Source organism: Mesorhizobium sp. M0563 (genome assembly GCF_040321065.1).
GTDB lineage: Bacteria > Pseudomonadota > Alphaproteobacteria > Rhizobiales > Rhizobiaceae > Mesorhizobium.
In genome coordinates this window covers 49,090-67,058 of the sequence record NZ_JAMYQV010000017.1, presented here as the reverse complement: position 1 = coordinate 67,058, position 17,969 = coordinate 49,090, and the positions used below count along the sequence as shown (strand labels likewise).

Annotated in this window: 16 protein-coding genes; 10 read left to right on the top strand and 6 right to left on the bottom strand. The window is 62.0% G+C overall.

Annotation, left to right across the window (positions count from 1 at the left end):
- Positions 1 to 124: 124 nt before the first annotated feature.
- Positions 125 to 1,045 (top strand): arginase, encoded by a 921-nt coding sequence (gene rocF / locus NKI50_RS21040; protein WP_352717469.1) that lies wholly within the window; start codon positions 125 to 127, stop codon positions 1,043 to 1,045.
- 3 nt (positions 1,046 to 1,048) lie between these two features.
- The gene (ocd, locus tag NKI50_RS21035; protein ID WP_023720502.1) at positions 1,049 to 2,116 is read left to right on the top strand and encodes an ornithine cyclodeaminase; all 1,068 of its coding nucleotides are present in this window, start codon (positions 1,049 to 1,051) and stop codon (positions 2,114 to 2,116) included.
- Positions 2,117 to 2,132: 16 nt separating this feature from the next.
- Here ocd and NKI50_RS21030 read toward each other — a convergent pair whose 3' ends face one another.
- Complete coding sequence (locus NKI50_RS21030; protein WP_023720503.1) at positions 2,133 to 2,294, bottom strand: hypothetical protein; 162 nt, start codon at positions 2,292 to 2,294, stop codon at positions 2,133 to 2,135.
- Between the two features lie 271 nt (positions 2,295 to 2,565).
- On the opposite strand from NKI50_RS21030, the gene NKI50_RS21025 reads away from it, so the two are divergent.
- From NKI50_RS21025 to NKI50_RS21010, 4 genes are read left to right on the top strand one after another with little or no spacing between them, the layout of a single operon-like run.
- Positions 2,566 to 4,515: a PrkA family serine protein kinase gene (locus NKI50_RS21025; protein WP_023720504.1), complete on the top strand. Its 1,950-nt coding sequence runs from the start codon at positions 2,566 to 2,568 to the stop codon at positions 4,513 to 4,515.
- Between the two features lie 19 nt (positions 4,516 to 4,534).
- Positions 4,535 to 5,857 (top strand): YeaH/YhbH family protein, encoded by a 1,323-nt coding sequence (locus NKI50_RS21020; RefSeq protein WP_023720505.1) that lies wholly within the window; start codon positions 4,535 to 4,537, stop codon positions 5,855 to 5,857.
- Positions 5,857 to 7,395, top strand: a complete 1,539-nt coding sequence (locus NKI50_RS21015) for a SpoVR family protein (protein WP_352548030.1) — start codon at positions 5,857 to 5,859, stop codon at positions 7,393 to 7,395. Before NKI50_RS21020 ends, NKI50_RS21015 begins: the two co-directional genes overlap by 1 nt.
- Entirely contained in the window at positions 7,392 to 7,964 is a 573-nt protein-coding gene (locus tag NKI50_RS21010; RefSeq protein WP_352548028.1) for a DUF1772 domain-containing protein, read from the top strand. Before NKI50_RS21015 ends, NKI50_RS21010 begins: the two co-directional genes overlap by 4 nt.
- 120 nt (positions 7,965 to 8,084) lie before the next feature.
- Here the strand turns inward: NKI50_RS21010 and NKI50_RS21005 are convergent, their stop codons facing one another.
- On the bottom strand, positions 8,085 to 8,330 hold the full coding sequence (locus tag NKI50_RS21005) for a hypothetical protein (RefSeq protein ID WP_023720508.1): 246 nt from the start codon (positions 8,328 to 8,330) through the stop codon (positions 8,085 to 8,087).
- A 48-nt stretch (positions 8,331 to 8,378) separates the two neighbouring features.
- Positions 8,379 to 10,379, bottom strand: a complete 2,001-nt coding sequence (locus NKI50_RS21000; protein ID WP_352548026.1) for a protein-L-isoaspartate(D-aspartate) O-methyltransferase — start codon at positions 10,377 to 10,379, stop codon at positions 8,379 to 8,381.
- 299 nt (positions 10,380 to 10,678) lie between these two features.
- On the opposite strand from NKI50_RS21000, the gene NKI50_RS20995 reads away from it, so the two are divergent.
- A complete protein-coding gene (locus tag NKI50_RS20995; protein ID WP_352481445.1) occupies positions 10,679 to 13,090 on the top strand; it encodes a phosphoketolase family protein in 2,412 nt (803 codons plus the stop codon).
- A complete protein-coding gene (locus NKI50_RS20990) occupies positions 13,090 to 14,271 on the top strand; it encodes an acetate/propionate family kinase (protein WP_023720510.1) in 1,182 nt (393 codons plus the stop codon). Before NKI50_RS20995 ends, NKI50_RS20990 begins: the two co-directional genes overlap by 1 nt.
- Positions 14,272 to 14,319: 48 nt before the next feature.
- On the opposite strand, the gene NKI50_RS20985 is transcribed toward NKI50_RS20990, so the two are convergent.
- Positions 14,320 to 15,402 (bottom strand): sensor histidine kinase, encoded by a 1,083-nt coding sequence (locus tag NKI50_RS20985; RefSeq protein ID WP_023720511.1) that lies wholly within the window; start codon positions 15,400 to 15,402, stop codon positions 14,320 to 14,322.
- A 133-nt stretch (positions 15,403 to 15,535) separates the two neighbouring features.
- Positions 15,536 to 15,751, bottom strand: a complete 216-nt coding sequence (locus NKI50_RS20980; protein ID WP_023720512.1) for a KTSC domain-containing protein — start codon at positions 15,749 to 15,751, stop codon at positions 15,536 to 15,538.
- 129 nt (positions 15,752 to 15,880) lie between these two features.
- Here NKI50_RS20980 and NKI50_RS20975 point away from each other — a divergent pair, with 129 nt between their 5' ends.
- Positions 15,881 to 16,483 carry an alpha-ketoglutarate-dependent dioxygenase AlkB gene (locus NKI50_RS20975; protein ID WP_023720513.1) on the top strand — a complete coding sequence of 201 codons (603 nt, stop codon included), beginning with the start codon at positions 15,881 to 15,883 and terminating at the stop codon, positions 16,481 to 16,483.
- A 55-nt stretch (positions 16,484 to 16,538) separates the two neighbouring features.
- On the opposite strand, the gene NKI50_RS20970 is transcribed toward NKI50_RS20975, so the two are convergent.
- The gene (locus NKI50_RS20970; RefSeq protein WP_023720514.1) at positions 16,539 to 17,003 is read right to left on the bottom strand and encodes an NUDIX hydrolase; all 465 of its coding nucleotides are present in this window, start codon (positions 17,001 to 17,003) and stop codon (positions 16,539 to 16,541) included.
- A 125-nt stretch (positions 17,004 to 17,128) separates the two neighbouring features.
- On the opposite strand from NKI50_RS20970, the gene ku reads away from it, so the two are divergent.
- Positions 17,129 to 17,962: a non-homologous end joining protein Ku gene (ku, locus tag NKI50_RS20965; RefSeq protein ID WP_352640334.1), complete on the top strand. Its 834-nt coding sequence runs from the start codon at positions 17,129 to 17,131 to the stop codon at positions 17,960 to 17,962.
- The last annotated feature ends 7 nt before the right edge of the window (positions 17,963 to 17,969 follow it).

The window sequence follows — 17,969 nt, the reverse complement described above, 5'->3', positions numbered from 1 at the left end:
CTCACAACGGAAGTAGATGCTGCCACTATGGTAAGGCACTTCGACAAATTTGCCAATTTGATATGTTCATTCTGCCAGCGATGCGGGATTCACTAAAGGCATCGTAATTTGGTGGGGTACGAGAATGCACTGCGTGATCGTGGGAGCACCGATCCAGGCCGGCTCTGGCCGGATGGGCTGCGAGATGGGGCCGAGCGCGCTGCGCACGGCCGGTCTGGCCGGCGCGCTGACCGAGCTTGGCCATACGCTGACCGACCTCGGAACGATTGTCCCTGCCGACATGCGCCCTGTCGTACACGGCAACGCGGTGGTGAAGGCGCTGCCGGAAATCGCCGCCTGGACGGCAGCGATCAGCGAAACCGCCTATGCTGCGAGCGCCGACGCAATGCCGATCTTTCTCGGCGGCGACCACAGCATTTCGGCCGGCACGCTCGCCGGCATTGCCCGCCGGGCAGCGAATGCCGGCCGGCCGCTCTTCGTGCTGTGGCTCGACGCCCACCCCGATTTTCATACGCTCGACACGACGACCAGCGGCAATCTGCATGGCGTGCCGCTGGCCTATGCCAGCGGGCAGCCCGGCTTCGAGGGCTATTTCCCCCGCCTCGCGGCGCAGGTGGACCCGGCTCGCATATGCGCGCTGGGAATCCGCAGCGTGGACCTGGCGGAACGGGATGCGTTGCGCAGAGCCGGCGTGACGGTCCACGACATGCGTTCGATCGACGAGCACGGCATCGCGCAACTGCTTCGCGCCTTTCTCGAACGGGTGAGCGCCGCCAACGGCATGCTCCATGTCAGCCTCGATGTCGATTTTCTCGACCCGTCGATCGCGCCGGCGGTGGGCACCACCGTTCCCGGCGGCGCCACCTTCCGCGAGGCGCATCTGGCGATGGAAATGCTGCATGACAGCGGGCTCGTCACCAGTCTCGACCTGGTCGAACTCAACCCCTTTCTCGACGAGCGCGGCCGCACCGCCACGCTTTTGGTCGACCTGACCGCAAGCCTGATGGGCCGGGGGATCATGGATCGCCCGACGAGGGGGTTCTGAGCCATGACCGTCAATTTGAACATCGTTCCGTTCGTCAGCGTCGACCGCATGATGAAGCTGGTGCTTGCCATCGGCATCGAGCGCTTCCTGGTCGAGCTTGCCGCCTATATCGAAGAGGATTTCAGGCGTTGGGAGCTGTTCGACAAGACGCCGCGCGTCGCCTCGCACAGCATTGACGGCGTCATCGAGCTGATGCCGACCAGCGACGGGCAGCTTTACGGCTTCAAATACGTCAACGGGCATCCGAAGAACACGCGTGACGGCCGCCAGACCGTGACCGCTTTCGGCGTGCTTGCCGATGTCGGCAACGGCTATCCGATGCTGCTTTCGGAAATGACCATCCTGACTGCCCTGCGAACGGCGGCCAGCTCGGCGGTCGCGGCGAAATACCTCGCTCCCGGGGCCGCCAGATGCATGGCGATCATCGGCAACGGCGCGCAATCGGAATTTCAGGCTATTGCTTTCAAGGCGCTGCTTGGCGTCGACAGGCTGCGCCTCTACGATATCGACCCGGCGGCCTCGACCAAATGCATGAAGAACCTTGCCGGCATGGGTTTCGACATCAAGCTCTGCGCGTCGGCGCAGGAGGCCGTTGAAGGTGCACAGATCATCACCACGGTAACCGCCGACAAGCGATCGGCAACAATCCTGACCGACAACATGGTCGGGTCCGGCGTGCACATCAACGCGGTCGGCGGCGACTGCCCGGGCAAGACCGAGCTGCATCGCGACATTCTGCTGCGCTCGGATATTTTCGTCGAATATCCGCCGCAGACGCGCATCGAAGGCGAGAGCCAGCAGCTCGATGCGGACCATCCGATCACCGAATTGTGGCAGGTGATGACAGGAAAGGCAGCAGGCCGGACGGACGCCGGACAGATCACGCTGTTTGATTCCGTCGGCTTTGCGATCGAGGATTTTTCCGCGCTACGCTACGTCCGCGATCAGCTTCAGCGGACCGGCCTTTACGAGGAACTAGACCTTCTGGCCGATCCCGATGAGCCGCGTGACCTGTTCGGCATGCTGCTGCGCGCCGAAAAAGTGGCCGGGCTGGCGGTTGCCCGCAGCTGAGCTGCGATCCCGTCGGTCAGTCCTTCTTTTCCTGGTACAGGCGCTCGGTCGCGCGCTCGCTTTCCCTGCGCTCCGCCGGGCCGCGACGGCGCTGGGTGAGCAGGGCGTAGGCGATCAGGATTGCCAGCAGCAGTGGACCGCCTGCAACAACGAGCAACCACAAACTAGTCTCAAACATCGAACCGTCTCCTTTCCCTCACAACCGGGAAGGACCAGAACCGTTCCTCCGTCTTGTCGGAGGTCGCCCGCACCGCGTGGCGTGATTCAGGATTTTGTGCCTCGAGCAGGACGTTCCACGCCTTGTCGGCATGCAGGATGCTCTTATCTAGAGTCTTATCATTCGGTCACAGGCACTCTCTGCAAAGTGAAGGGAACCACAAGGGCTTTCCGACATTTGGTTGTTCAAGAGACAAACGTGCAGCCACACCGGCTCCGGGGCTAGGAATACCATGCGTGAGAATCAATCCGACGTCTTCGATCTGTTTTCCGAGGTTTACAAGAATGCGGCGCAGGAGGAGATAAGCCTCCAGCAATATCTGCTTGCCTGCCGCGAGGACAAGTCGATGTACGCCTCGGCGCCCGAGCGGATGGTCGAGGCGATCGGCGAGCCGACCTTTGTCGATACCAGCAAGGACGAGCGGCTCGGCCGTATTTTTTCGAACCGGACGATCAAGATCTATCCGACCTTCGCCGATTTTTACGGCATGGAGGATACGATCGAACGTATCGCCGGTTATTTCCGCTATGCCTCGCAAGGACTCGAGGAACGCAAGCAGATCCTCTATCTCCTCGGCCCGGTCGGCGGCGGCAAGTCCTCGCTTGCGGAGCAGTTGAAAAGGCTGATGGAGCAGCGTCCGATCTATACGCTGAAGGTCGGCGGCCAGGTCAGCCCGGTCTTCGAATCGCCGCTCGGGCTGTTCGACCCCGACCGCATGGGCGACCTTTTGGAGGACAAATACGGCATCGCCCGGCGGCGGCTGAACGGCCTGATCTCGCCCTGGGCGGCCAAGCGCCTCGACGAATTGTCCGGCGACATCTCCAAATTCAGCGTCGTCAAGCTGATGCCGTCCAGGCTTCGCCAGATCGGCATCGCCAAGACCGAGCCGGGCGACGAGAACAACCAGGACGTTTCGGCCCTGGTCGGCAAGGTCGACATCAGGCAGCTGGAAAACTTCAGCCAGTCCGATCCGGACGCCTATTCCTATAGCGGCGGCCTGAACCGGACGACGCAAGGACTGCTCGAATTCGTCGAGATGTTCAAGGCGCCGATCAAGGTGCTGCATCCGCTGCTGACCGCGACCCAGGAAGGCAGCTACAACGGCACCGAGAATTTCGGCGCTTTCCCCTATCAGGGCATCATCGTTGCCCATTCCAACGAATCGGAATGGCTGCAGTTCAAGAACAACAAGAACAACGAGGCGTTCCTCGACCGCATCCTGGTGGTCAAGGTGCCGTATTGCCTGCGCGTCACCGAAGAGCGGCAGATCTACGAGAAGCTGTTGCGCGAAAGCGAATTGGCCTCCAGCCCCTGCGCTCCGGAAGTGCTCGATATCCTCAGCCGGTTCACCGTTTCGACCCGCCTGGCCGAACACGACAATTCGCCGCTCTACACCAAGATGCGCGTCTATGACGGCGAGAACCTCAAGGAAACCGATCCCAAGGCGAAGTCGGTCCAGGAGTACCGAAACGCGGCCGGTGTCGATGAAGGCATGACCGGCGTCAGCACCCGCTTTGCCTTCAAAATCCTGTCGCAGACCTTCAACTACGACACCGAAGAGGTCGCCGCCGATCCGGTGCATCTGATGTACATCCTGGAAGAGGCGATCAAGCGCGAGCAGTTCCCGAAGGAAACCGAGGCGGACTATCTCGATTTCATAAAGTCGGAGCTCGCCACCCGTTATGCCGAGTTCATCGGCCACGAGATCCAGAAGGCCTATCTGGAATCCTACAGCGAATACGGCCAGAACCTGTTCGACCGCTACATCGCCTATGCCGATGCCTGGATCGAGGATCAGGACTTCAAGGATACCGATACCGGCCAGATCCTCAATCGCGAGGTTTTGGACAACGAACTGTCGCAGGTCGAAAAGCCGGCCGGCATCGCCAATCCCAAGGACTTCCGCAACGAAGTGGTGAAGTTCACGCTGCGCGCGCGGGCCAGAAACCACGGCCGTAACCCGTCATGGACAAGCTATGAAAAGCTGCGCGAAGTCATCGAGAAGCGGATGTTCGGGCAGGTCGAAGATCTGCTGCCGGTGATCAGCTTCGGCTCCAAGCAGGACAGCGTGACGGAGAAGCGGCATACCGAATTCGTGCAGCGGATGATCCAGCGCGGTTACACCGAGCGCCAGGTCCGCCGGCTGGTGGACTGGTACATGCGGGTGAACAAGGCGGGTTGAAGCCAGCCCGGGGTAACATATGCCGATCTTCATCGATCGCCGACTGAACCCGAAGGACAAAAGCCTCGGCAACCGGCAGCGTTTCCTGCGGCGGGCGCGCGAAGAGTTGAAGCGCACCATCCGCGATCAGATCCGCACCGGCAAGATCGCCGACGTGGACGCCGAGCATGCCGTTTCGATGCCGGCGCGAGGCACCGGCGAGCCGAGCTTCAACGATGCCCGGAACAGCGGCAGCCGCCAGCACGTCCTGCCCGGCAACAAGCATTTTGCCCCAGGCGACCGGCTGCCCAAGCCGGGCCAGGGCGGCGGCATGGGATCCGCCCCGGGGAGAACCGAATCGGAGGACGATTTCCGTTTCGTGCTGTCGCGCGAAGAGGTGCTCGACCTCTTCTTCGAAGACCTCGAACTGCCTGATATGGTCAAGCTCAACCTCAAGGAGATCCTCGCCTTCAAGCCGCGCCGGGCCGGCTTCGCCGCGACCGGCTCGCCGACCAACATCAATGTCGGACGCACGATGCGCAACAGCCATGGCCGCCGCATAGCGCTCAGGCGTCCCAAGCAGGAGGCGGTCGACGCTGTCGCGCAGGAGATCGCGACGCTGGAGGCCAAGCCGCAAAACGCCGAGATGCGGCAGCGCATCGTGGCGCTGCAGGAAGAGCTTGAGCGGCTGGAGCGCCGCCGCAAGCGGATCGCCTTTGTCGATCCGGTCGATATCCGCTTCAACCGCTTCGACGCCCAGCCGGTGCCGAACGCCAATGCGGTGATGTTCTGCCTGATGGACGTGTCCGGTTCGATGGGCGAACGCGAGAAGGATCTGGCCAAGCGCTTCTTCGTGCTGCTGCACCTGTTCCTGAAGCGGCGCTATGACCGGACCGAGGTCGTCTTCATCCGCCACACGCACGAGGCGCAGGAGGTGGACGAGGAAACCTTCTTCTACAACACCCAGAGCGGCGGCACGGTGGTTTCCACGGCGCTCGAGGAGATGCACCGCATCGTCGAGCAACGCTATCCCAGCCGCGAATGGAACATCTATGTCGCCCAGGCCTCGGACGGCGACAATTTCGTCACCGATTCCGAGCGCTGCATCGCCCTTCTCGACGAACAGATCATGCGGCTTTGCCAGTATTTTGCCTATGTCGAGATCCTCGACGAACGTGAGAGCCACATCTTCGGCGCTACCGACAACGGCACGTCGCTGTGGCGTGCCTACAGTGCGGTCAAGCTGAGATGGTCGAACTTCCAGATGAGCCGCATCGCCACGGCGGCCGACATCTACCCGGTTTTCCGCCAACTCTTCGCCAGACAGCCGGGTTATCAAAAGAGCGGTGAAAGAGGGGGCTGATGGCGAGCAAATCCGGGTTGCTGTTTTCCGGTTCCGACTGGGATTTCAGGACGCTGTCGCGCGCCTACGAGACCATCGAGGCGGTCGCCACCGAAGAGCTCCACCTCGACGTCTATCCGGTGCAGATGGAGATCATCTCGTCCGAACAGATGCTCGACGCCTATTCCTCTGTCGGCATGCCGCTGATGTACCGGCATTGGTCGTTCGGCAAGCACTACCTCTACCAGGAATTGCTCTACCGCAAAGGTGGGCGAGGGCTGGCCTACGAACTCGTCATCAATTCCAATCCCTGCATCGTCTATCTGATGGAGGAAAACACCATGGCCCTGCAGGCGCTGGTGACGGCGCACGCGGCGCTCGGCCATAACCATTTCTTCAAGAACAATTATCTTTTCCGGCAGTGGACGGACGCCGGCGCCATCCTCAGCTATCTCGACTTTGCCAAGGGCTATATTGCCCGCTGCGAAGAGCGGCACGGCGTCGATGCGGTGGAAGAGATCCTCGATGCCGCACATGCGCTGATGGAACAGGGCGTGTTCAGATATCACCGGCCGCCGAAGCTGTCGTCGGAAAAGCAGCGCGAGGGGATTCGCGAGCGCCTGGAATACGAGGAACGTTCCTACAACGATCTGTGGCGCACGCTGCCGCCTTCCAAGGACGGCACCAAGGTCCGCGAAACGGATACCATGACGGAGCGCAAGAAATCGCTCAAGCTGCCCGAGGAGAACCTGCTTTATTTCCTGGAGAAGAACAGCCTGATCCTGGAACCGTGGCAGCGTGAGGTCATCCGGATCGTCCGCGTGATCGCGCAGTATTTCTATCCCCAGCGGCAAACGCAGGTGATGAACGAGGGCTGCGCCACCTTCGTGCATTACACGCTGATGAACCTTTTGTTCGACCGCGGCCTGATCGGCGAAGGTGCCATGCTGGAAATCCTGCGCAACCATTCGAACGTGATCTTCCAGCCAGGGTTCGACGATACGCGCTTTTCCGGTATCAATCCTTACGCGCTGGGTCTCGACATGATGCAGGACATCCAGCGCATCTCGACCGCGCCGACGGCTGAGGACCGCGACTGGTTTCCCGATATCGCCGGCAATGGCGACTGGCGCCAGACCTTGCTGGACGCCTGGGCCAACCATCGCGACGAGTCCTTCATCCGCCAGTATCTGAGCCCTACCCTGATACGGAAATGGCGGTTCTTTGTCCTTGCCGATGCCGCCAACGACCCGCATTACGAAGTCGCCTCGATACACAATGAGCGCGGCTACGAGAGCGTCCGCGCCGCACTCGCCCACAGCTACGACATCGGCGCCAGCCGGCCGGACATCCAGGTGGTGGACGTGGACCTGCTCGGCGACCGGCATCTGCGCCTGCAGCACAAGGTCAAGGACGGCATCGTGCTGGAAGGCGGCAGCCGTGACGCCACGCTGCGCCATATCCGCAAGCTCTGGGGCTACGAGGTCAGCATGGTCGCGGTCGACGCGCAGACCGGCGCCACACTCCACGAACGGTCGACCAGCCAGATCGGGGAATGACCGAACCGGCCTGCAGGGAAGTCGGGTGGCGTCGCCTTTACCGGATCACCAACCACGCTGTGGTCAGGGAGCAGGAACATGCGCGTATTGATGATCGCCGCCTTCTTCTGGTCGCTGTCACGATGGCGCTGTCGCTTGCGCACGCTTTGGAGTTGCCGGGCAAGTTGCGCCTCAAGGAGGCTACCTACAAATCAGTGCAGGCGATCTACTATCCCGGCTTCACGATCGGCGGGTTTGCCGAGATCGGCGGCATCATTGCACTCGCCATCCTGCTCTACCTGACGCCTTATCCAAGCGCTCGATTCTGGTGGACCTTGGCGGCGCTTGTCTTCCTGCTGGCGGAACATGCGACCTATTGGTTGGTCACGCATCCCGTCAATAATTTCTGGGTGCAAGACGTTGCCATGCCGCAATCAGCCGCGACGTTTTTTTCAATGTTTTCTCGAAAGCAGACCGGCGACTGGAGAGATTTGCGCAACGTCTGGGAGACTTCGCATGTCGCCAGGGCAGGCCTGGCGATGCTGAGCCTCGTCTCAATTGCTGTCGCCGCGACATTTTTTGCTGAATAGCGCCGAGGGGATCAAGACGGCGCCCTCGTCCGCCAATTTGCGGCCACGAACGCTGCATCCGTCAGATCGGGGAACGGGAACCGGCGCCATACTGTCTTAACGTTAAGCGATCCCGCCGTTTCAGCGGTCGGCGCGATGCTTGTTGTGGGCGCTTTCCTGATGCTCGCCGCGGATGATGTTGCGGTCGTCGGGATCGGCAATGTCCTTGGGGTCCGATCTGAGCTCGGCACCGCGCCGGAATGCCTCGCGCTCTTGCCTGGTCTTTTTCAAATCCGCTTCCGCGTCGAAATCCTTGCCAGCGTTTTTCGTATTCTCGCGCTCTTCGATGATGCGCAATTGCTGCTCATGAGTCTTCTTTCCGGCCATTGGTGACCTCCTTATTCCGATTTTCCGCTTCCCCAGGGTCCAAACTCGCTAGAGCCCGAAAGGATAGGTCTCGGGAAGGCCTGTCCCCGCATGTTCCGGCCCAAGCGGCGTCACGGCACTGGTTTCATCGAACCAGACGAAAGCATCGAACTGGCGGGCGAGCGAGGCATCCGCATAGTGGCTGTGCAACTCGGTCTCCGGCCGGTAGATAACGCCGATAAAGCGTTCCAGCCGGCGCTCCAGAAGCCGTTGGCGCAGCGTGTCGTCGCGCTCGAAATCGAGCAGGAAAGGCGAGACGCCGCTGTCATGGCAAAGCCGCTCATAGCTGTCGTTGTGGGAAGGCCGAACCGGTTTCACTTCCATGTCGCCGTCCCAGTCGGTGGCGGCGGCCACCGTCCCGGAATGCGTGCTGAGCCCAATCAAGGCAACCTCGTCGCCAAAACGCTGGCGGCAGAGCTGGCCGATGTTCACTTCGTCCCTGACGATCCCCATCTCGGTATAGCGGGCATCGCCGATATGGGAATTATGTGCCCACACCACCGCCTTGGCGGCCGGGCCGCGGGCCTGCAGCAGGTGCTCCAGTGTTTCGAACATGTGGGTGTCGCGCAGGTTCCAGGACTGCGCGCCGCCGTAATACATGGTGCGGTAATAGCGTTCGGCGGAGGCGACCAGGCGGGCGTTTTGGGTGGCGTCGAGGAAATCGATGCCGTCCTGCTGCGCATAGTCGAGCTCTCTGGAAAGCAGTTCCCGGCATTGCTCGAGCACGGCCTTCTCGCATTTCTGGTAGCCGGAGGTGAGTGCGACACGGCCATAGGTGGCCGGGTCGTTCTGCCACGGCGTCAGGCAGCCATAGCGCTCGCGTGCGATCCTTGCCGCCTGCGGATCGATCCGGTCGAGATATTGCAAGACCGCCGCGATCGACCCGCCCATATTGTAGATGTCGAGGCCATAGAACCCGGCCCGCCGGGAGGATATCCTGATCCGCTCATTATGCTCTCGCATCCAGTCGACGAACGCCGCGACGTCGGTGTTGCGCCACATCCAGGTGGGAAAGCGCTGGAACGGCGGATCGGCGCCCGGCCGCGGTGGCCGGTGACGGACGTAGCGGTCGATCGCCGCGGCATCGGGCCAGTCGGCCTCGACCGCGACGATGGTGAAGCCATGCTTCTCGATCAGCCTGCGAGTGATCGCGGCGCGCGCGCGGTAGAACTCCGACGTGCCGTGGCTGGCTTCGCCGAGCAAGACGACGCGGCGGTCGGCAAACCGGTCGAACAGCGCACCGAAGGCGGGATCGTCGAAATCCGGAAGCGGTTCGGCGGCGGTCGCTATCATCTGCGGCAGGCTGCTTCTGCGCTGATGCCGGTGCGGAAGATCGGCCGCTATTTGGCTGTCGCTGCCTGGCTCGCCCCAGCCTTGCTCGCCGATCAGTGGAACAAACCGCACGCCGCCGAAATCCTCCTCGGTGTAAGTTGCTGCGCCAGTCCGGGTGACTTTGAGCAGGCGCTGCGAGTCGAATTCGTCGCCGACCGGGATGACAAGCCGACCGGCGACGTCGAGCTGTTCTTGCAGGGCGAGCGGTGCGCCGGGCCCGGCGGCCGCAACCAGGATCGCATCGAAGGGTGCCGCCTCGGGCCAGCCCTTGGTGCCGTCGCCGGTGCGGACTTCGATATTGTCGTAGCCAAGCTTTTTAAACCGCTGCCTTGCCGTTTCAGCCAACGCGGCGTGGCGCTCGATCGTGTAGACGCGTTCGACGATCCGGCTCATTACGGCAGCCGCATAGCCCGAGCCGGTGCCAACCTCGAGGACGTGGTCACCGGCTCCGATCTCCGCCATTTCGATCATCAACGCAACGATGTAGGGCTGCGATATCGTCTGACCTTCGGCGATCGGCAGCGGCCCGTCCTCATAGGCAAATTCTTCAAAACCAGGCTCGACGAAAGCCTCGCGCGGCACCTCGCGCATCGCCTGAAGGACATTGCGGTCGCGAATGCCACGGCGGCTTAAGTGAATGTCGACCATTTGGTTGCGGGCATGGGAGAGATCGAGCATTTTTCTGCTCCTCCTATGGGCCTCCGCCACAATCGCCCAAGCTGCTCAAACGGCACTTTGGCCGGTCCATGTCCCAGGGCCTCGGCAGTCCGCCTGGATTCATACAATGCGGTGCACCTTCCTAACCGTTGGCAAGCCCCGAGGTTCCCCAAAGACCGACCCGCTTTTGTCGGGCTCGCCAGGTTGCAGGATCGGCAAGCGGCGCTGGCGGCCGCCCTAACTTATTTCGAGGCAAATCCTTTCTCCGGCGCGACGCCACCCCAGATAACGACGGACGAGGGTATTCCGGAGGCATTTCTATGAACGACGAGGCCCGCACCACTGCGCAAACAACCGGCCTTGACCAGATCGATGTGATGGACCGCTACTGGCGCGCCGCGAACTACATTTCGGTTGGCCAGATCTATCTGCTCGACAATCCGCTCTTGCGCGAGCCTTTGCTGCCCGAGCACATCAAGCCGCGGCTGCTCGGCCATTGGGGCACGACACCCGGCCTCAATTTCATCTATGTGCATCTGAACCGGATCATCCGTGAACGTGGTCTCGATGTTCTGTTCATCTGCGGTCCGGGTCACGGCGGCCCGGCAATGGTCGCGAACACCTGGCTCGAGGGGACCTACAGCGAGATCTATCCCGAGGTCGGCAAGGACGAAGACGGCTTGCGAAAGCTGTTCCGGCAGTTCTCGTTTCCCGGCGGAGTGCCGAGCCACGCGGCTCCGGAGACGCCCGGCTCGATCCACGAAGGCGGAGAGCTCGGTTATGCACTGGTCCATGCCTTCGGCGCCGCCTTCGACAATCCGAACCTTGTGGTCGCCTGCGTCGTCGGCGACGGCGAAGCCGAGACCGGTCCGCTCGCCGCGGCCTGGCATTCCAACAAGTTCCTGAACCCGGCATCCGACGGCGCCGTCCTGCCGATCCTGCATCTCAATGGCTACAAGATCGCCAGCCCGACGATCCTCGGCCGCATGGAAGACGAGGCGTTGCGCAGCCTGTTCCTCGGCTATGGCTACGAAACCTTCTTCGTCGAAGGTCATGAACCTGCTGCGATGCATCGGGAGATGGCCCGCACGCTCGATACCGTGCTCGACCGGATCCACTCCATCCAGGAGCCTGCACGAGCCGCGGGCTGGAAGGGAGAGCGGCCGCTGTGGCCGATGATCGTGCTGCGCAGCCCAAAGGGCTGGACTGGGCCGAAAGAGGTCGACGGTAAGAAGGTCGAGGATTTCTGGCGTTCGCACCAGGTACCGGTATCGAACGCACGCGGCGATGCGGCGCACCGCCAGATCCTCGAAGACTGGATGCGCAGTTACGAGCCGGAAAAACTGTTCGATAAAGGCGGCCATCTCCTGGCGGAGCTCGCGGCGCTGGCACCTACGGGGTCACGACGCATGGGCGCAATCCCCTACGCCAATGGCGGCCTGCTGAAACAGGACCTCGTGCTTCCCGACTGGAAAGGCCTGGCGCTCGACGTACCGCGTCCGGGCGGCACTGTGGGAGAGGCGACGCGCACGGTCGGAAGCTATCTTCGCGACGTGGTCCGCTTGAACGCCGAGGCCAGGAATTTCCGGCTGATGGGACCGGACGAGACATCCTCCAACCGCCTCGACGACGTGTTCGAGGTTACGGACCGCGTCTGGATGGAGCGGATCGAGCCCTACGACGTCCATCTTTCCCGTGACGGCCGCGTCATGGAAGTGCTCAGTGAACATCTTTGCCAAGGCTGGCTGGAGGGCTATCTGCTGACCGGCCGCCATGGCCTGTTCTCGTGCTACGAGGCGTTCGTCCACATTGTCGATTCCATGGTCAACCAGCACGCCAAATGGCTGAAGACCTCCGGCGAACTTGCCTGGCGCAAGCCGGTCGCCTCGCTCAACTACCTGCTGACCTCGCATGTCTGGCGGCAGGATCACAATGGTTTCAGCCATCAGGACCCGGGCTTTGCCGATTTCGTCGCCAACAAGAAGGCCGACACGGTCAGGCTCTATTTCCCGCCCGACGCCAACACGCTGCTGTGGATCACCGACCATTGCCTGAAAACCTACAACCGCATCAACGTCATCGTCGCCGGCAAGCAGCCGGCGCCGCAATGGCTGTCCGCCGAAGACGCGGAAGCGCACTGCAAGGCCGGTGCCGGCATCTGGGAATGGGCCGGGACGGTTGCCAAGGGCGAAGATCCGGATGTGGTTCTCGCTTGCGCCGGCGACGTGCCGACGCTGGAGACGCTTGCCGCAGCCGACATCCTGCGCTCAGGCATTCCGGACCTGCAGATCCGCGTCGTCAATGTCGTCGACCTGATGATTTTGCAGTCGAATTCCGAGCATCCGCATGGCTTTGCCGACGACAGATTCGACGCGCTGTTCACCAAAGCCAAGCCGGTCATCTTCGCCTATCACGGCTACCCCTATCTCATTCACCGCCTGACCTACCGGCGCGCCAACCACGACAACATGCATGTGCATGGCTTTCGCGAGGAAGGCACGACGACGACGCCGTTCGATATGGTGGTGCTCAACCAGCTCGACCGCTATCATCTGGCGCTCGCCGCGATCGCGCGCGTGCCGGGGCTGGCCGAGCGGGCGAAGGATCTTGCCGCGGCGCTGCATGGGAAATTGGCTGAGCACACGGCCTATGTCCGCGAACATGGCGAGGACATGCCCGAGATCCAGAAATGGTCCTGGCCACAGGACAGCGCGACGAGGGCCGGCGATTGATGCGACGATCGATCCTTGCGTTGAATGCCGGCTCGTCGAGCATCAAGTTCCGACTTTACGATCTTGCAGCGTCCGCCGAGCTGGATCTTGCCTCGCGCGGTTCACTGGATCTGGGCGATGCGCCAAGGCTGACCGCGAAAGCCGCCGATGGGGAGCTGCAGTGCGATCGGCCACTTGCCGCAGACGCATCACGCGACATGGGCATCGGCCAGATGCTGCAATGGATCGAGAACGAACTTGGCGGAAGGAAACTGATCGCCGCCGGACATCGCATCGTCCATGGCGGACGCGAGTTCGTCGAACCTGTCCGCCTGATGCCGACAATTATCGAGGCTCTCGACAGGCTGACGCCGCTTGCGCCACTGCACCAGCCGCGCAGCCTCGCGCCGATCCGGGCGCTTGCCGCGTTGCGACCCGACCTGCCGCAGGTCGGATGCTTCGACACGGCCTTCCATCGGACCATCGAGCCTCTGGTCAGCCGTTTCGCGCTGCCGCGCCACTATGAGGCAGACGGCATCCACCGCTACGGCTTTCACGGGCTTTCCTACGAATATGTCGCCGGCCGGCTCAAGCAGATATCGCCCGATCTGGCGGCGAAAAGAACCATCGTCGCCCATCTCGGCAACGGGGCGAGCCTGTGCGCCATGCGCGACGGGCGAAGCGTCGATACGACGATGGGCTTTTCGGCGCTTGACGGCCTGGTCATGGGCACACGCTGCGGCGCCATCGATCCGGGCGTGCTTTTGTACCTGCTATTGGAAAGAGGGATTTCGGGAGAGGCGCTGCAAGACATGCTCTACGAGGAATCCGGCCTGCTCGGCGTGTCCGGCATTTCCGGCGACATGCGCACGCTGGAAGCCAGCGACGACCGCCGGGCGCGCGAAGCGGTGGAGCTTTTCGCCTTCCGCGCCGCCAGGGAGATTGCCGCCCTCGCCAACACGCTGGGCGGGTTCGAATGCCTGGTGTTCACCGGCGGCATCGGCGAGCACTCGGCTCCGGCCCGCAAAGCGATTTGCGACAGGCTTGGCTGGCTCGGCGTGGCGATCGACGAGGCAGCCAACAGCTCCCATGCCGCGCTGATGAGCCAGGCGGAGAGCAAGGTCGAAGTCCGCGTCGTGGCGACCGACGAAGAAGGTGTCATCGCCCGCCACACGCGCAAGGTAATGGAGGGGCCCGGCTGATGCGGATGGCCTCGAATGACCCCGCTTGCGGCAGCCCTGCTCGTGCGGCTACGAAGCGAGCGCGGCCGATCTGTTGAAGACGATGGTCACTCGCGTTCCTTTGCCGGGGGTCGAGTCCACCTCGAACCGGGCTTTGGCGTTCTCGGTCAGCGATTGCGCGATCAACGCTCCGAGCTTGCCGGGTTTCGGCCAGGTCTCGCCTTCGGGCAGGCCGATGCCGTCATCGGCGACAACGATGCGAAAGCCGTCGCCGTCGACAACACTGCGCAGCGTGATTGTCCCGCCTTCGCGACCCAGAAAGGCGTGTTTCAGCGCGTTCGTCAAAAGCTCGTTGACCACCAGGCCGGTTGGCATCGCCACGTTGATGGACACGGGATAGGTGTCGACCTTCATATCCAGCCGGATGCCTTGCACGGCGTGCGACGTCATCACTGCGGAAGCGATCTGGCTGAGATAGACGCCGAGGTCAACTTCGGCCTTCTGTTCGTCGGCCGACAGCGCCTGATAAAGAATTGCGAGTGCATCGACGCGGCCGGCGAGACGCTCGAAGCGTTTCTGATCGGGTGACGCCGCGCTGCGGGCCTCCAACCTGATGAGAGCCGTGATCATCTGGAGATTGTTTTTCATCCGATGCTGCAATTCGCGCAGCAGCATGTCCTTTTCACGGATGCGTTGTTCGAAGGCCTCGCTGTCGCTTGCCTTGTGCGCGGTGACATCGACAAGGGCGACCAGTCGAAAGGACCGTCGCCCGCGCTCGTCCTCGATCAGGTTCGAATAAACGTCGACCATGACCGGCTCTGTGCCGGCACGTTGCATCCTGAAAGTCCCCGCGCGATCGATATCCTCGACGATGGCCCGGGCCAGCGGCCGGTCCTTGTATTCGCCCAAGCCTTGTCCGCTCAGCGCAGCCCAGTTGCGGCGCTCCAGCTCTGCGACGGAAACGCCTGACAGTTTCTGGAACTCGGAATTGACGTAAACAACACGTTCATCGCCGCCCAAATCGGAAATTGCGATCGCAATCGGCAGCTGGTCGAGGAACCTTTTATAACTGTCACTGTCCAGGGCGCCCGCCAGGTCGAGGTTGTCGAGCAATTGCTGGAGCTGCTCGGTTTTTTCGGCTTCGGCGGACATTCCAGGCTTTCGATGTTTCGGGTAGGACCATGGTCAATATCAGGTCGCTCGCCAACTGCGAAGTCCGCTCGTTGCCACCGCGCGGCGAGGCATGGCGGAAAGCCGAGATCGTGGTTGAGAAGCGGCTGAAGGCTCAGCTCGAATGGCTCTGCTCGACCAGATGGTATTTGTACCGGTCGCGAATATGCTCGTTGAAGAACCGGCCCTTCGCCGAGGCTTTGCGGAACGCGGCGTGGACTTGCGGCGGCACGTCCTCGTAATCATAGCGGCTTCCGCTCGGGACGAACCATACGGAGAGTACCCTCGTCGCCGGCTGGTAATCGATGTTTCTGATCGCAGTTGAAGGCATCCTCGACAGGTCCAATGCTCGGCAGTGCTCAATTCCATGCCGTCGTGGGAATAACCCTGCACGGAGAGCGAGGTTCCTTGCTGCCGAAGCAGCCTTGCCGCTACGGGCTGGCTTCACCAAATACGGTTGATGCCATCGCCCAAGACATCGGCTGCAGCCCGCCAGGGCGATCTCTTTGCCGCCGCCGCCGACCTGCCGGAAGGATTCCGCTACCGGCCCGAACTGATCACGCCGGACGAAGAAGCAGCGTTGGCAAGCCAGCTCGCAACCCTGCCTTTTCAGGCCTTCGACTTTCACGGCCATCTCGCAAACCGGCGGGTGGTCGGTTTTGGGCTGCGTTATGATTACGACCGGCGCGAAGTCGTCGAGGCGCCGCCGATACCCGGCTTTCTGCTGCCGCTCAGGGAAAAGGTTGCGGATTTTGCCCGCTTGCCCGCCGAGACCTTCGTGCAGGTTCTGATCAATGAGTACCGGCCGGGCGCCGGTATCGGTTGGCACCGCGACAAGCCTCACTTCGAGGCGGTCGCCGGCGTTTCCCTGCTGGCCGCGTGCAGCTTTCGCCTGCGCCGGAAAAACGGCACGCGATGGGACCGCAAGACGGTCACCGTCGAGCCAAGATCGGCCTATCTGATGACGGACGCCGCGCGCAGTGAATGGGAGCACAGCATCCCGCCGGTTGCCGAGCACCGCTATTCGATCACGTTGCGCACGCTGCGGCCGCAACGCGCTTAAAGCAGAGCGGTGAGGAAGCCCAAGCACTGCCCTTAAGAACTGGGCTGAAACAAATTCATCCGTCGCCATGCCGACTGGCAAAGTCCGCCAACATGGCGCGCTGGCCTTTCAGGATCTTATGGTTGGCTTCAGGCAGGGAGAACCAGCCCGCTCTGTCGACTTCGGCGAATTCCTTCATCGAGCCGGACCTTGGCGGCCATTCCATGACGAAGGTGTTGCTGCTGATGGCGTCGCTGTCGAAATCCGCCTCGACGCACCATGCGATGACGAGCTTGCCGCCCGGCTGCCGGTAGCTGCCAAGGTGTTCGAAACCTCCATCGATGGCGACGCCGAGTTCCTCTTCGGCCTCGCGTTTTGCCGCCGCTAGCTCGTCCTCGTTCTCGTCGATCAAGCCCTTCGGGATCGACCATGCGCCGTCGTCCTTCTTCGCCCAGAATGGGCCGCCCGGATGCACCAGCAAGACCTGGAAATGTCCTTCGCTTCGGCGAAAGATCAGCAACCCTGCGCTGCGTTTGGCCATTGCGCTATTCCCCTGACGAAAATGAAACGAACGTTCTCGTCCGGGCGGGCCTGTGGAATAGCCTGCCACGGCGGAACGATTTCCGCTCGCAGCCGTTCCGTCCGTTCGGCAAATGAGTGATCGACATGGCGACGCCACGAGCTGCCTGGAAGGGCTTTATGAAAGTCGGATCTGTTTCCTGTGGCGTCAAGATCATCGGCGCCGTCAGCGAGGCCGAGAAAGTGCATTTCAGGATCCTGAACCGCAAGGACGGTCTTCCGGTCAAGAGCGCCTATATAGACGAGGAGACCGGCGACACGGTCGAGGCGGCCGAGCAGGTAAAGGGCTACGAGGTCGAAAAGGGCGAGTTCATCCGCATTGAGCCGGACGAAATCAAGAAACTGAAGATGGTATCGCAGCATACGCTCGAGATCGGCGAGTTCGTGCCCGCCGCCGAAATCGACGCACGCTACCTCGAAAAACCCTACTATCTCGTTCCGGCCGACGCGCCCTCCACGGAGCCTTTCGCGGTGATCCGGGACGCCATGGCCAGGAAAAAGGTAGCAGCCCGCTCCTGCGTCGTACTGTACCAGCGTGGCCGAGAGGTGCTGATCCAGCCGCTGGGCAAGGGCATGGTGATGACTGAATTACGCAACCACAATGAAGTGGTCGCGGCGGACGCGGTGTTCGAAGGGCTGAAGGATCGCAAGGTCGATCCGGAGATGCAGGAAATCGCGCAATTGCTGATCGACAAGAAGCCGGCCAAATTCGACCCGTCGAAGTTCGAAGATACTTATGAACAGGCGCTGGTTGCGATGATCGAAGCCAAGCGCAAGGGCAAGAAACCGCCCAAGCCGGCACCCGAGCCGAGGACGAACATCGTCAATCTCGCCGATGTTCTGCGCAAGAGCCTGGCGCAAGAAGGCGGCAAGGCTCCGAGCAAAGGTCCGGGAACGGCCGCGAAACGCAAATCAGCCTGAATGTCCG

What these genes read in the sequence shown, in the direction of transcription:
- NKI50_RS21025 (WP_023720504.1), top strand. Translation starts at nt 2,566, where the DNA reads ATGCGTGAGAATCAATCCGACGTCTTCGATCTGTTTTCCGAGGTTTAC.
- NKI50_RS21000 (WP_352548026.1), bottom strand. Translation starts at nt 10,379, where the DNA reads ATGCTCGATCTCTCCCATGCCCGCAACCAAATGGTCGACATTCACTTA.
- NKI50_RS21005 (WP_023720508.1), bottom strand. Translation starts at nt 8,330, where the DNA reads ATGGCCGGAAAGAAGACTCATGAGCAGCAATTGCGCATCATCGAAGAG.
- rocF (WP_352717469.1), top strand. Translation starts at nt 125, where the DNA reads ATGCACTGCGTGATCGTGGGAGCACCGATCCAGGCCGGCTCTGGCCGG.
- NKI50_RS21020 (WP_023720505.1), top strand. Translation starts at nt 4,535, where the DNA reads ATGCCGATCTTCATCGATCGCCGACTGAACCCGAAGGACAAAAGCCTC.
- ku (WP_352640334.1), top strand. Translation starts at nt 17,129, where the DNA reads ATGGCGACGCCACGAGCTGCCTGGAAGGGCTTTATGAAAGTCGGATCT.
- NKI50_RS21030 (WP_023720503.1), bottom strand. Translation starts at nt 2,294, where the DNA reads ATGTTTGAGACTAGTTTGTGGTTGCTCGTTGTTGCAGGCGGTCCACTG.
- NKI50_RS20990 (WP_023720510.1), top strand. Translation starts at nt 13,090, where the DNA reads ATGCGACGATCGATCCTTGCGTTGAATGCCGGCTCGTCGAGCATCAAG.
- NKI50_RS21015 (WP_352548030.1), top strand. Translation starts at nt 5,857, where the DNA reads ATGGCGAGCAAATCCGGGTTGCTGTTTTCCGGTTCCGACTGGGATTTC.
- NKI50_RS20995 (WP_352481445.1), top strand. Translation starts at nt 10,679, where the DNA reads ATGAACGACGAGGCCCGCACCACTGCGCAAACAACCGGCCTTGACCAG.
- NKI50_RS21010 (WP_352548028.1), top strand. Translation starts at nt 7,392, where the DNA reads ATGACCGAACCGGCCTGCAGGGAAGTCGGGTGGCGTCGCCTTTACCGG.
- ocd (WP_023720502.1), top strand. Translation starts at nt 1,049, where the DNA reads ATGACCGTCAATTTGAACATCGTTCCGTTCGTCAGCGTCGACCGCATG.
- NKI50_RS20970 (WP_023720514.1), bottom strand. Translation starts at nt 17,003, where the DNA reads ATGGCCAAACGCAGCGCAGGGTTGCTGATCTTTCGCCGAAGCGAAGGA.
- NKI50_RS20985 (WP_023720511.1), bottom strand. Translation starts at nt 15,402, where the DNA reads ATGTCCGCCGAAGCCGAAAAAACCGAGCAGCTCCAGCAATTGCTCGAC.
- NKI50_RS20975 (WP_023720513.1), top strand. Translation starts at nt 15,881, where the DNA reads ATGCCATCGCCCAAGACATCGGCTGCAGCCCGCCAGGGCGATCTCTTT.
- NKI50_RS20980 (WP_023720512.1), bottom strand. Translation starts at nt 15,751, where the DNA reads ATGCCTTCAACTGCGATCAGAAACATCGATTACCAGCCGGCGACGAGG.